This window comes from Achromobacter sp. SD115 (genome assembly GCF_017355315.1).
In the GTDB taxonomy this organism is placed as follows: Bacteria; Pseudomonadota; Gammaproteobacteria; order Burkholderiales; family Burkholderiaceae_B; genus Achromobacter; species Achromobacter xylosoxidans_B.
This window is the reverse complement of record NZ_JADIJM010000002.1, coordinates 152137-166564: the sequence shown is the minus strand read 5'-3', so window position 1 is coordinate 166564 and position 14428 is coordinate 152137. Positions and strand designations below refer to the sequence as shown.

8 protein-coding genes are annotated in these 14428 nt (G+C 68.3%); 7 read left to right on the top strand and 1 reads right to left on the bottom strand.

The features are described from left to right. Positions 1–15 precede the first annotated feature (15 nt). The 7 genes from IPU70_RS03070 (at position 16) to IPU70_RS03040 (ending at position 13228) form a co-directional block, all read left to right on the top strand. Entirely contained in the window at positions 16–291 is a 276-nt protein-coding gene (locus IPU70_RS03070; RefSeq protein ID WP_207464856.1) for a hypothetical protein, read from the top strand. Between the two features lie 240 nt (positions 292–531). After that, positions 532–7257, top strand: a complete 6726-nt coding sequence (locus IPU70_RS03065) for an autotransporter outer membrane beta-barrel domain-containing protein (protein WP_207464854.1) — start codon at positions 532–534, stop codon at positions 7255–7257. Between the two features lie 191 nt (positions 7258–7448). Further along, positions 7449–8015: a papain-like cysteine protease family protein gene (locus IPU70_RS03060; RefSeq protein ID WP_207464853.1), complete on the top strand. Its 567-nt coding sequence runs from the start codon at positions 7449–7451 to the stop codon at positions 8013–8015. Between the two features lie 138 nt (positions 8016–8153). Continuing rightward, on the top strand, positions 8154–8654 hold the full coding sequence (locus IPU70_RS03055) for a sigma-70 family RNA polymerase sigma factor (RefSeq protein ID WP_013393794.1): 501 nt from the start codon (positions 8154–8156) through the stop codon (positions 8652–8654). Positions 8655–8657: 3 nt separating this feature from the next. After that, the gene (locus IPU70_RS03050; RefSeq protein ID WP_207464851.1) at positions 8658–9626 is read left to right on the top strand and encodes a FecR domain-containing protein; all 969 of its coding nucleotides are present in this window, start codon (positions 8658–8660) and stop codon (positions 9624–9626) included. A gap of 117 nt (positions 9627–9743) precedes the next feature. Further along, a complete protein-coding gene (locus tag IPU70_RS03045) occupies positions 9744–12113 on the top strand; it encodes a TonB-dependent receptor (protein ID WP_207464849.1) in 2370 nt (789 codons plus the stop codon). Continuing rightward, complete coding sequence (locus IPU70_RS03040; protein ID WP_207464847.1) at positions 12113–13228, top strand: PepSY domain-containing protein; 1116 nt, start codon at positions 12113–12115, stop codon at positions 13226–13228. Before IPU70_RS03045 ends, IPU70_RS03040 begins: the two co-directional genes overlap by 1 nt. 20 nt (positions 13229–13248) lie before the next feature. Here the strand turns inward: IPU70_RS03040 and IPU70_RS03035 are convergent, their stop codons facing one another. Further along, complete coding sequence (locus IPU70_RS03035) at positions 13249–14421, bottom strand: epoxide hydrolase family protein (RefSeq protein ID WP_207464845.1); 1173 nt, start codon at positions 14419–14421, stop codon at positions 13249–13251. Between the last annotated feature and the right edge of the window lie 7 nt (positions 14422–14428).

Sequence of the window (14428 nt, the reverse complement as noted above, 5' to 3'; positions counted from 1 at the left end):
TGGCGGGAGCACATCATGCACGACAACCCCACACTCGAGCCCGGCACCTCCCAGCTCGGCAACTTGCTGCAATTCCTGGCCTGGATCGCCGAGCGGCCGCGCACCTATGCGCAGACCATGGACGCCTGGCGCAGTTCTTGCCCGCGTCTGTCCGCCTGGGAAGACGCAACCGCCAATGGGCTGGTCGACATGTCCCGGGACCGGGAAGAAGCGCATACCGAACCGGTCGTCATCCTGACGCAGAAAGGGCGGACGCTGCTGGCGTCGGCCAGCGGCTCTACCCGTTCCTGATATGCGGGGCGGCGCCGCCTCCAGGGGCCTAACTTTCGCTTACACCTAAGCCCGGACCCAATGTAACGATGTGGTTTTTTTTGCGGATTTCGTCGAAAAAAACCACTGATTCGTCGAAAAAAAGTTGCACCCAGCGCGCACCCTGCGGATTCTAGTGGCGAAACTTTGCCAGTTACTACTGAGCGCGCCCCCGGGCATCCGGGCGGCCTTCGCGCTCAGGCCAACAGAATCCGCGAATCGATGAAGCCCATCTCTTTCCCCGTGCGCCCCCCCGGCCTGCCTTTCCCTCTGCTGCGGCAGAACACCCTGCGATTGGCCGTGGTGTCGGCGCTGGGCGCCTGCGCCTGGGGCGCGACGGGCAGCGCGCAGGCCGGCTACGCCTGTGCCGGCGGCCCTTCGCTGAATGTGTCGTCGGGAAACTACCCAAGCGCCCAGGCCATCTGCGAAGGCGATAGCGGGGTGGACCACAACGACGAGAAGGACGGCCAGAACGGGCCTGACGTGTCCGTCACCTCATCGGGCAATTACAACGCCGACGCGAATCAAACCCGGCTGAACCCGCTGGGCGTGGTCACGGCCCTATCGCGCGGCGGCGACGGCGTGGACGAAGGCACCGCGGGTGACGGCGGCAACGTCACTGTGTCCAGCAGCGGCGACGTCGCGCTCAACGGCACGGCGCTCAGCAACTTCAACAGCCTGATCATGGCGGTATCGTCCGGCGGGATCGGCGACCCCGCCAACGACAACAACGACTCCAACGGCGGCCACGGGGGCCTGGGCCAGACCGTCACCGTGACCAACTCCGGCAACCTGACGATGTCGGGTTCCTTGCCCACGCCGCGCCAGGGCCTATACGGCATCAATGCCCGCGCCTTGGGCGGGGCGGGCGGCGACCAGAACGACCCGACGCTGGAATACGGCGAGCAGGTGGGCGGCAATGGCGGCAACGCCAGCACGGTCACGGTCAGCAATACCGGCGCCATCAACCTGGGCAGCAGCGCGGCGCGCCTGCGCACCTATGCCAACGGCGCCGCCATCTACGCGAATTCCGTGGGCGGCATGGGCGGCTACAACAACGGCAATGCCGGCACCGGCGGCACGGTGCAGGTGACGCACCAGGGCCAGGCCTACAGCTACTGGCAGGTCTACGACAGCGCCACGGTCTTTGGCATCTATGCGCAGAGCATCGGCGGCGACGGCACGGCCTCGACCGACAATAGCGACAACGGCGGCAACGGCGGCGGCACGTCGGACAGCTGGACCCAGAAGGTGACGGTGGACGTCAATGGCTCGGTGCTGCTGGATGTGGCCGGTTCGGCCGCTGGCGCTACCATCGAAGGCGCGGGCGTCGCTGCCCGCGCCATAGGCGGCAAAGGCGGCACGGGTCCCGACAAGGACCACTCGGGCGGAAATGGCGGCGCGGGCGGAAGCGTCGCCATCAATCTCTATCAGGGCGCCAGCGTCGCCACCCGCGGCGACAATCTTCCTGGCCTGGCGGCGCAAAGCCTGGGCGGACAGGGCGGCGATGGCAGCGACAGCACCGCGCTGGCCGGGCAGGGCGGCGGCGGCGGGTTTGGCGGCAACGCCAGCGCTGTCAACGTCGTAGCCGCGAGCGGCAGCGCCATCAGCACCACAGGCAGTTTTGCGACCGGCATCGTGGCGCAATCGATCGGCGGCGGCGGCGGCACCGGCAGCGACTTCGTCTCGGTGCTGGGCGGCCAGGGCGGCAACGGCGGCAATGGCGGCAACGCCGGCACGGTGACCGCCACGACCGGCGGAACCATCACGACCAGCGGCGACCATGCCTACGGCGTGCTGGCCCAGTCCATCGCCGGCAGCGGCGGCGCGGGCGGAGCGGACACGGCCGAACTGGTTTCGCTGGGCGGAGACGGCGCGGGCGGCGGCGCGGCCAGCCAGGTCAGCCTGAACAACACGGGTTCCATCGCCACGTCGGGCTACAACTCGCACGGCATGATCGGCCAGTCCATCGGCGGCGGCGGCGGGGCCTCCGGCAGCGCCACCGGTTTGCTCAGCGTGGGCGGAAGCTCGGCCGGGGCCACTGGTTCGTCCGGCAGCACGGTGGTGCTCGGCAACACCGGCTCCATCACGACTGCCGGCAACGCCGCCATCGGCATGGTGGCCCAGTCCATCGGCGGCGGCGGCGGCAGCGGCGGCGACAGTATCGGCGTGTTGGGCGTGGGCGGCGGCGGCGCCGGGGGCGGCGCGGGCGGCAACGTCATCATCCAGGATCTGGGTTCTATCCAGACCGCCGGCCAATTCGGCGCGGGCGTGCTGGCCCAGTCCGTGGGCGGGGGCGGCGGCAACGGCGGCGACACCTTCACCGCATCGGTCGGCGTATCGGTGGCGATCGGCGGCAGCGCCAGCGGCGGCGGCGACGGCGGCTCGGTCTGCATGAGCAATCAGGGCGGCTGCGACGGCACGTTGACGTATTCGACATCGAACATCGCCACTCACGGCAACTATGCGCCGGGCATCATCGCGCAGAGCGTTGGCGGTGGCGGCGGCACGGGTGGCAGCGTCAAGAACGCCAGCGTGGCCTCGTTCGCCGCGCTGCAACTGGGCGGCAGCGGCGGCGGCGGGGGCAAGGCCGCCGAGGTCAAGGTGGGCTACAGCAACCTCAACATCAGCACCGGCGGCGCCCACTCGGCCGGCATCCTGGCCCAATCGATAGGCGGAGGCGGCGGCAACGGCGGCGATGCCAGCTACTACAACGTCACCGTGGGCTTCAACGCGGCCGTGGTGCTGGGCGGCAGCGGCGGCTCGGGCGGCACCGGCTATTCCTCCATCGTGAACCTCAGCAGCTCCCATGTCGCCACGGGCATGGACTACGCCAGCCCGGATATCGACCCAGACACCTACGCGCCCAACGACTCGTTCGGCATCCTGGCGCAGACCATAGGAGGCGGCGGCGGCAACGGCGGCAGCTCCAGCGCCAGCGATCTGGTGGTGGCGGTGCCCACCGGCGAGGGCGCGTCGCTGGCATTCAACTTCGAAGCCGCGGTGGGCGGCAGCGGCGGCGCGGGCAGCGACGCCTGCCCGGCCGGAGATACCACCTGCGTCACGCAGATCAACCTCAGCAACGGCTCCACGGTCGTCACGCTGGGCGACGGCTCCCACGCGGTGATGGCGCAGTCTGTCGGAGGAGGAGGCGGCAACGGCGGCGATTCATCCGTGCTGTCCACGGTGCTGGGCGATGAAACCACGATCTCGCTGTCCGCCGGCATGACCTTGGGCGGCTCCGGCTCCGGCGGCGGCAACGGCGGCGCGGTAAGCGTGGGCCTGGGCGACGCCAACGGCGCCTATGCGGGCTTGCCCCCATCGCTGTTGACGCCGCCAGGCGTGCGCGTGCCGCCGGCGTCCACCATCGTGACCTATGGCGATTACGCCAATGGCGTGCTGGCGCAATCCATAGGCGGGGGCGGCGGCAATGGCGGAGTGGGCAGCAGCAACGCCTACACGCATGGCGGCCCCACCAACGTCAAGCTCACGCTGGCCTTGGGCGGCACTGGCGGGGCGGGCGGCACCGGCGGCAAGGTGGACGTGACGCTGAACCCCAACTTCACTATCCGCACGCTGGGCTCGGGTTCGCGCGGCCTCATGGCGCAGTCCGTCGGCGGCGGCGGCGGGGCCTCGCAGGGTGGCACGCTGAACGTGGCCGGCAGCGCCGAAGACCGGCCATCCGCCCGCTTGCAGGTGGGCCTGGGCGCCACCGGGGGCTCGGGCGCCACGGGCGGCGACATCAATGCAACCTTGCAAGGCGCGATCCGCACCGAAGGCGGCGACGCCGATGGCGTCCTGCTGCAATCGATAGGCGGCGGTGGCGGACTGGGCGGATCGTTGGGCGCCGACGCCTCGTCCTATCCCATCCTGGACCGGATCGGCAACCACAGCGACAACAAGGAACGGCTCGACGACGAGAACAGCACCTACCAATTCGGCGTGGACGTGGGCGGCACCGGCGGCACGGGCGGCCATGGCGGCAACGTCAGCGTGAACTACGCGGGCAAGATCGCCACCGCCGGCGACTGGGCCGACGGCCTGGTGGCCCAATCGATAGGCGGGGGCGGCGGGGTGGGCGGATCGTCCAGCGCCTCGGGCAGCAAGATCAAGGCCAACGCGATCATCGGCGTGGGCGGCAGCGGCGGCGCCGGCGGCGACGGCGGCAGCCTGAGCGTCTCCTTCGACGACGACCATGGCAACAGCATTTCCACTGCGGGCTACAACGCCTATGGCGTGCTGCTGCAATCCATAGGCGGAGGGGGCGGGCAGGGCGGCGACGGCTCGGACCAGGCCCAGGGCACCATCACCGTCGGCGCCTCGTTTGGCGGCACCGGCGGCGTGGCCGGCAACGGCGGCAGCATCCTGACCTCCGGCGGGGGCGGATGGCTGAACGTCCAGACCTCGGGCGACGACGCGCCAGCCCTGGCGATGCAGTCCATCGGCGGCGGCGGTGGCACGGCAGGCGCGGGCAACAGCAGCTCCAAGCTGCAGCAAAACAGCCATTCCATGAGCGTCTCGGTGGGCGGCAGCGGCGGCTTGGCCGGTTCGGGCGGCGCCATTAACGTCGCCACCGGCATCGCCGCCACCACGCAAGGCGCGCGCGCCTATGGCGTGCTGGCGCAATCGATCGGCGGCGGCGGCGGCCTGGGCGGCGCGGGCGACGCCAGCAACCTGACCGGCGTGTCGCTGGGCGGGCGCGGCGGCGCAGCCGGCGACGGCGGGGCCGTGACCTTGACACTGAACGCAGGCAGCCACATCACGACCGGGGGCGCAGGCTCGCATGGCCTGATCGCCCAGTCCATCGGCGGCGGCGGCGGTATTGCGGGCGACACCAGCAAGGGGCTGCAACTGGGCTCGGGCGCTTGGATCCCGGGCAGCGGCCAGACGGGCGGCAGCGGCAGCGGCGGCACGCTCAACCTCAATGTCGCCAGTAACATCACGACCCAAGGCGACTACGCCTACGGCGTGATCGCCCAATCCATCGGCGGCGGGGGCGGGCTGGGCGGCAACGCCGCCGGCGGTTTCGCGGGCAGCACGGCGGGCGCGGGCAGCACGGGTTCGGGCGGGAACATCACGCTAATGCAAAGCGGCAGCATCGCCGCCACTGGAGCCGGCGCCACCGGCATCTTTGCGCAAAGCGCGGGGCCGCAAGGTTCGGGCCAAGTCGCGGTCACCGTCAACGGTGCCGTCAGCGGCGGCACGGGCGCGGGCGCCTATGGCGTCTGGATCGCGGGAGACAAGCAGAACACGCTGACCGTGGGTACCGCAGGCACGATCACGGCCGGCGCCGGCGGCAGCGCCGTGCGCTACGACGGCGCCGCCTTGCAGCAGGCGAAAACCGCGAGCTTCCTCGCCAGCCCCGCCAGCGCCGGCCTCGCCATCAACAATGCAGGGACCGTCCTCGGCAATATCGAATGCGGCGGCGCGGGCGGCATCGCCTGCAACGTCTGGAACGCCGCCACCGGCACCCTGAGCGACGCCACGCTTTATCAGGCCAACATCGACAACGCGGGCCTGGTGGCCATCGGCAGGTCCGGCGCATTCGACAGCCTGACGGTGGCGGGTAATTTCAATCTGCAGGCCGGCGGCATCCTGCAGGCGGACGTGGACTTCGCCAACCTCAAATCGCCGCGCATGGTGGTGCAGGGAGACACGCGGCTGAACGGCCTGGTCAATGTGCAGCCCATCACGCTGCTGCCCGATTACGAAGTCACCGTGGCGACGCTGCAAGGCGACGTCCAGGGCAGCCCGGCGGCCAAGGACAGTCCGGTGATCGACTATGACGCCAGGTTGGACGGCCGCGACGTGCGCGTGCGCGCCGTACAGGCCGACTTCGCCGCGCCGTCCATGCAGCTGGCGGCCAACCAGCGCTCGGTGGCCCGGCATCTGCAAGGCGCCTGGAACCTGGGTGGGAACACCGCGATGGCGTCCTTGTTCGCGGCGCTGGACATGGCCTCCCGGGAAGGCGCCGACACCTATTCGAACCGGCTGTCGGACCTGTCGGCCGGCGTCACCGTGGCGCCCGCCGCGCAGATGCAGGCCAGCATGGCGCGCTTTACCGGCGCCATGCTGTCGTGCCCCGCGTTCCAGGGCGGCGACGCGCTGACCGGCGAGCAGGATTGCGTCTGGGGCCAGGTGTCCGGCATCAATACCAATCAGAATGGCGACGGCGGCGTCTCCGGCTTCTCCTTCGATGGCGTCACCTACCAGTTCGGCGGCCAACGCCAGGTAAGCCCAGGCTGGTTCCTGGGCGGCTCCGTCGCCTATCAAAACAGCCATCTGAGCGGCGACGACGGACGTGTCAGCGGAAAAGGCGACAGCGGCTTTGCGGGCGTGGTGGTCAAACGCGAAGCCGGCCCATGGACCTTGTCCGCGGCCCTGGGCGGCGGCTATGGCCAGTACGACATCGACCGCAGCATCCGCATCCCCGGCATGCAGAGCACGGCCGACTCGGACCTGGACGTCTATGGCGCGGCCTTGCGCCTGCGCATCGCCCGCACCTACGCCGCGGAACACGTTTATCTGAAACCCTATGTGGACCTGGACGCGTCCTACACCCACATGCCCGGCTACAGCGAATCCCGCAACGCCCTGCATCTGGACGTGGAAAGCAGCAACCAGTTCGTCATGGCCCTCTCGCCGACGCTGGAGCTGGGCGGCAAGATTGCGCTGAAGAACGGCGCCACCATGCGCCCTTATATGTATGGCGGCGTGTCGTTCCTGTCCAAGGACGAATACACGGTCAAGGCGCAATTGCAGGGCGCGCCCGCGGGCTCGGGTGCCTTCGAGACCTCGGTGCCCATGGACGACGTCATCGGCCGCATCGGCGCGGGCCTGCAGGTGTCGAACGCCGGCGGCATCGACTTCCGGCTGCAGTACGACGGCGACTTTTCGTCCCACATACAAAGTCACCGCGGCACCTTGAAGGTGATGGTGCCATTCTGAGCGCATGAGGCAGCTTGCCTTGCATGAGTGACGCGCAATCCCGGTTCCCCGCCGGGATTCCCATACTCCGTTTTGAGTATGGACGACAACGCGCGTAGCAGCTGAAATCGGACGGTCTTCCGCCAGACGCGCCCGAGCTGCGCCCCGGCGGAATCCGGCGAGCGGATCGCGTACTTCGAGGGGAACACGCAATGGTGCAAAGACGTCAGTTCATCGTCGCGGCCGCCGCGGCGTGCGTATCCCGCTCGGCGCTTGCCGCGCCAGTTGATATAGACCATACGAACAGAATCGTGCCAGTGGACCAGGGCTTGTCGAATCTGTGCTGGCTCGCGTCCGCGGCCATGCTGATGTCGGCAACACGGGGAGTGCCCGTCACGATGGCGCAACTCGCTGGCGAACTCGGCGGCATGTGGAAGCCCATGTACGACACCAAGTCCCCCATCACTGCCGATCGCGTGGTCCCTTTCGCCGCCGCTTTGAAGGTCCGCACGGACGGCTTGAAGTCCATGACGGCCGATGCCTGGGGCAGTTTGCTAAGCCCGGGGCCGATCTTGCTTTTGGGATATTCGAGCAACGCCCAGATGGGCCATGCCATCGTCCTGTCCGGACTCAAGGGCGACACGGCCGACTTCCAGGGCTTGAGCGCGCGGGTTGTCGACCCGAATGGCGGCAAGGCCTACGCCACGTCCTTCAAGAATCTCGTGGCCTTCTACGAAGGAGCGGCTTTGGCCGGCATTCCGCAGTTGATGTACGCCTGAGGCCCATGCGTCGCGGCGGCGCCGCCAGTTCGATACTGCGAACGGTTCTTGGTATCATTTAGCCCAATTGGCCGCCGGCGCTACCGCCCGGCAGGCCGCCGTTCCGTGTCATCGCGCTGCCTATCGGGGCGTTCGAGCATGTCCAACCCCCTACAGCCGCTCCAGCTACTCTGCGAAAACCACTACGAATGGCTCTGCCAATGGTGGCGGCATCGCCTCGGCCATGGCGATGAGGCATCCGACTTCGCGCACGACACTTTTCTACGCGTGCTGCGCAATCCCGAGGAAGTCCGCACGCTGCGCCAGCCCAGGGCCTATCTGACGACCATCGCCCGGGGGCTGCTCAACGATCACTGGCGCCGCCGCTCGCTGGAACGCGCCTGGCTCGAGGCCATGGCCGCGCTGCCGCCGGAATTGGAGGCTACGCCCGAGATGCTGCTGGGCGTGCAGCAGGCGCTGCAACAGCTGGACCGCATGCTCGGCAACCTTGCGCCGCAGGCGCGCGAGGTGTTCGTCCTGTCGCAGCTGGAAGGTCTTACCTACGTCGAGATCGCCGCCCGCACCGGACTGAGCGACCGCACGGTAAAGCGCTACATGGCCCAAGGCTTCGAAATCTGCCTGACCATGCTGGACTCCTGACAAATGGACGCGACAGGATCCAAGCCGATCGATGCCTCGGTCATTCGGGAAGCCGCCCGCTGGCTGGTGCGCCTGCACTCCGGCGAGGCCGGGCCGGCCGATCATGCCGCCTTTGAACGCTGGCGCCACGGCAATCCGGAGCGCGAGCTTGCCTGGCAGCGCGCGCAGCGCCTGATGCAGCAATTCGACGCCGTGCCGGCCTCGGTAGGCGTGCCGCTCTTGACGCGTGCGCCGCAAGTCAGCCGGCGCACGGTGCTGCGCACGCTGGCAGCCCTGGGGCTGACGCTGCCGCCGGCCGCCTTGCTGGCCTACCGCATGAATACTCAGCCGGCGGGCGCCTATCACACGGCGGTGGGCGAAAACCAGGATCTGCGCCTGGCCGACGGCAGCCAGGTTCACCTGAATACCGACACGGCCATGGACGTGCGCTATTCCGACGAAACACGCCTGCTGCAGCTGCGCGGCGGCGAAGTCTATGTGCGCACGGCCGCCGACCAGTCGGGCAGGGCGCGGCCCTTCATCGTCGAGACGCCCCAGGGCCGCTTGCGCGCCTTGGGCACCCGCTTCGTGGTCCGGCAACTGGATGACGGCGACGCCCTGACCGAACTGGCTGTGCTGGAGCACCGCGTCGCCGTGAACCTCAGGAATGGGAGTCCGGAACGGATCTTCAACGCCGGCGAGTCGGTCCGCTTCACCTCCCATGCCTTCCTGCCCAGCGCGCCCGCCGCGTTGGAGTCGCCCGGATGGACGCGCGGCGTCATCGAAGCCGACAACATGCGGCTGGACGCGCTGCTGGGCGAGGTATCGCGCTACCGGCGCGGCGTGGTGCGTTGCGATCCGGCGGTGGGCGGCCTGCGGGTGTCCGGCGTGTTCCGCCTGCAAGACACCGACGCGCTGCTCGCTGTTGTGGCCAAGACGCTGGATCTGCGCGTCGTGGCGCGCACGTCCTACTGGGTCACGCTGACGCGCTGACGCGCCGCCAGTCCGTCCAGGTTTCACTTATTTACAACTTTGCCGCATCACGGTTGTCCCTTTCCCCCGGCCTCATCCGGCATACCGCGCATTGATGACCTGTAGGGATGTGACCAAGTGGCAGTCGAAGACCAAACCCAAACCCGCGTCCTGCGGCTAGCCGGATTGACGCTGAGCCTGGCGGCCGCGTTCGCCGCGGCGCCGCCCGCGGCAGCCCAAAGCGCCGCGCCGGCCGCCATGCACGACTATCGCATCCCGGCAGGTCCCTTGGACCAGGCGCTCTCCGCCTTCGCCAAGGCAGGCGGCATCACGCTTTCCTTCCGTCCCGAGGACACCGGCGGGCTGCGGACCCAGGGCCTGGATGGCAGCTACGGCGTGGAATCCGGGCTGGCCCAGCTGCTGTCCGGCACCGGCCTGGTGGCGGTGGAGCAGGGCGGCCAGGGGTACGTGGTGCGCGCGCCCGCCCCCGCGGCCAAGGCCATACCGGCAGGCAACGCCAACACGCTGGAGTCGATCCAGGTCAGCGGCGACTGGCTGGGCACCGGCCTGGAGAACAGCGTGCAGACCTTCGGCGGCGCCCGCACGCTGGTCAAGCGCGACGAAATCCAGAACAGCGGCGCCACCAGCGTGGCCGACGTGTTGCGCCGCGTGCCCGGCGTGCAGATCAGCGGCAGCACCAGCGCCAGCGGCAGTTCGGTAGGCCTGCATGTCGGCATCCGCGGCCTGAATCCGCGCAATTCGTTTCGCACCACCATGCTGCTGGACGGCATCCCCATGGCCATGGCGCCTTACGGCCAGCCGAACCTGGTGATGTCGCCGACCAGCCTCGGCAATATCGAGGCCATCGACGTGGTGCGCGGCGGCGGGGCAGTGCGCTATGGCCCGCAGAACGTGGGTGGCGTGATCAACTTCAAGACCCGCTCGATTCCGACTACCCCCGGACTCACCGCCGAGGCTTCCGCCCGCTACAACATCTTCAGCCAGGGCGGCACCAATACCCAGTACACCGGCTTCATGGGCACGCAGTTCGAGAACGGCCTGGGCGTGGCGCTGATGTATTCCGGCATGGACGGCGAACAATGGCGCGATGCCAGCCATGACCGCTACAACGACGTGGCGCTGAAATGGCGTTTTGAGCTGACCCCGACCTCGGAAATCTACGGCAAGTTCGCGCATTACGACGTCAAGTCCATGACGCCGGGCGGCCTGACCGTGGCGCAGTACCGCGACGATCCGTTCCAGAACACCCATCCCACCGACTACTGGAAAGGCCAGCGCGACCAGGTCGACATCGGTTACCTGAACTCCATCTCGGACACCCAGGAGTTCGAGGCCCGCGTCTATCACTACGACAGCTCGCGCCAGAGTTCGCTGATCAACACCACGACGGGACGCAACGACTACCAGCCGCGCAACAACCAGGTGCTGGGCATAGAGCCGCGCTACACGCAGCGCCTGGAATGGGGCCCGACCACGCACGACGTGACCATCGGCTATCGCTACATCCACGAAACCGGCCAGGACCGGCGCTATTCGGAATCCCTGGCCACCGGCCAGCGCGTCGGCGTCGCCCAGGTCTTCGACAACAAGACCGAAGCGCACTCCATCTACCTGGACGACCGCATCGCCTTCGGCCAATGGCGCGTGACGCCCGGCGTGCGCTATGAGCACATCCGCACCAACCGCCAGCCCAGCGGCACCGCCAACGACACGCCGTTCGACCTGCGCAACAGCCGCGGCCTGCCGTCGCTGAACGTCGCCTATCTGGTCGACGACGCGCTGACGCTCTATACCAACTACAACACCTCGTTCGGCGCGGTGCAGTACACGCAGCTGAACTCGATGTCGGCGTCCAATCCGCTCAGCCCGGAAGTCGCCAAGACCATCGAAGCGGGCCTGCGCTACTCGGGCGAACAGACCCACACCGAATTCACGGTCTTCGATCTGCGCTTCGACAACCAGATCCTGTCGATCCCCGGCACCAATCCGGCCGTGTTCCGCAATCTGGGCGCCACCACCCACAACGGCGTCGAATTCGCCATCGACTACGACTTCGACAAGTCCGGACCGCTCGCCGGCCTGAATCTCTACGCCAACTACACCTACGTGCGCGCCATCCAGAAATCCGGCGAGTTCGAAGGCAACGACGTGCCGTTCTATTCGCGCCAGACCGGCACGCTGGGCGGCCGCTACACCCGCAACAACTGGACCTTCAACCTCTACACCACCGCGCAGAGCGGCCAGTATTCGGACACGGCCAACACCGAAGACGAGAGCGCCGACGCGAGCGATGGCCGGGTGCCGGGCTTCAGCGTCTGGAACACGCAGCTGAGCTACAAACTGCCGCAATGGAAGGGCAGCGAACTGGCCGTCGGCGTGAACAATTTGTTTGACCGCCGCTACTACACCCGCAACGTCGACACCAACGGCGGCCGCATGGTCGGCGCGCCGCGCATGGTCTACCTGCAGGCGCGCCTGGCTTACTGATGCCCAAGCGCATCTGGCTGCTCTGCCATCGCTGGGTGGCGCTGAGCCTGGGCGGGATCCTGATCCTGTCCGGGCTGACCGGCGCCTTCCTCGTGGCCGCGCGGCCGCTGGACAAGCTGCTGCATCCGGAGCTCTTCCGGGCCGGCAGCGCAGGCGCCGGGCCTGCGGCATCGTTCGAATCCTTGCGCCGCCATCTGGCCGCCGAGTTCGGCCCGCAAGCTTCCTACACCTTCCGCCCGCCGCGCGAACCGGGCGAAACCATGCAGGTCAGGGTGAGGGTGGCGGGCGCCTGGGACGGCACGGTCTACCTGGATCCGGCCAGCGGCCGGGAGCAGGGCAGAAGGGGGGAGGACGAGGGCATCGTCGCCCTGGTCTATAAGCTGCACAGCGCCCTGATGCTGGAACAGACCGGCAAAGCCATACTGGCCTGGACGGCGCTGGCCTATCTGGTCCTGACGGTATCCGGCCTGATCGTCTGGTGGCCGCGCAAATGGCCGCCGTCCTTGCGCATGGCGTTCGATAAGGGCACCTTGCGCGCCTTGTTCGACCTGCACCGCAACGGCGGCGCCATCCTGGCGCTTGCGTTAGCCGTGTGCATGGCCAGCGGCGCCTACATGGCTTGGCGTCCGATAGGCGGCTGGATCACGCTGGCCAGCGGCCAGACCCCGGTCGTCGCACCCAAGCTGCCGGCGCGGCCCGCAGGCGCCATCCAGCCTCGGTCCCTGGACGAACTGGCCGCCGCCGCCCAGGCGGCATTTCCGGACGGCTCGATAGGCTACTTTCTTTACACCCCGCGCAGCGACCGGCCCTTGGCCATCCGCATGATCGTGCCGGACGATCCGCATCCCAACGGACGGTCCACCGTCTGGCTGGACCCGCGCGACGGCAAGGTGCTGGCGGCGCAGCGCTGGAACGAACTCGATCCGGGCGCGCGGATCAATTCCGTGCTTTATCCGTTGCACACGGGCGAGCTGGGCGGCGTTGCGGGAGAAGCCGTCGTGGCCTTGCTGGGCCTGGGCTTGGGAGCATTGGGCATCAGCGGGCTCTGGCTCTGGTGGCGCAGGAGGTCGTTGAGATTGCATGGCCCGCGAATACGCCCATCCCACCGTGCATGACCATAAGTCCCGGGCGCGCCTCACCGATGGGCGGCCAACACGGCCGCGAGGCCAGCCTGCAGATCCTTGACGAAATCCTCGGGCGCTTCCAGCGACGGAAAATGCCCGCCGATGGCCGGTGTCCGCCACCGGACGATCCGCCGATACCGCTGCTGCGCCCAGGGATGCGGACATTTTTCGATGTCGCGGGGGTAGATGCTGATGGCCGACGGCACATCCACCCGCAACTCGGGGTCCAGCGAGTCGTGGCTTTCGTAATAGATACGCGCCGACGACGCGCCGGTCCGCGTCAGCCAATACAGGGTGACGTTGTCCAGGATGCGATCCCGCGAAATCCGCTCGAACGGGCTGTCTACGCTATCCGTCCACTCCGCGAATTTATCCAGGATCCAGGCCAGTTGCCCGACCGGCGAGTCGACCAGCGCATACCCTATCGTCTGCGGCCGGGTCGCCTGCTGTTTCGCGTAAGCGGCGCGGTAGCGCCAGAAGTCGCGGGTGTCCTCGGCCCATTTGCGCTCGGCGGCCGTCAGCCCATCCAACGCCAACCCAGGCGGGGCCTGCGCGAGCGTGGTGTGGATGCCCATGACCTGCGCCGGAAACCTGCCGCCCAGGATCGCGGTGATCACGCCTCCCCAATCGCCGCCGTGGGCCAGGAACTTGTCATAGCCCAACCGTTCCATCAGTTCCACCCAGGCCGCTGCGATCTTCCCGGTTCCCCAGCCCGTCGCCGCCGGCTTGTCGCTATAGCCGAATCCCGGCAGCGACGGCGCCACCACATGAAACGCCGGCGCGCTGGCGTCCTTCGGATCTGCCAGCTCGTCCACGATATCGATGAATTCAACGATGCTGCCCGGCCAACCATGCGTCAGGATCAATGGAGTCGCGTCCGCGCGCCGGGACCGGCGGTGCAGGAAGTGGATCCCCAGGCCATCAATCACGGTGCGGAACTGCCCGATCCCGTTCAGGCGCGCCTCGAACGAGCGCCAATCGTACGCGGTGCGCCAGTAGTCCACCACGCTGATGAGGTCGGACAGCGGAACGCCTTGCGCCCAGCGGCCGGCGCCGGGTGCCGCGCCCTGAACGGTTTCAGCCTCCGGCAAGCGCGCCGCAGCCAGTCGGGCGCGCAGATCGTCGAGATCCGCGTCAGTAGCGCGGGCCTCAAATACGTGTACGTCGTTGTTTGAAGCAGGCATGCGATCT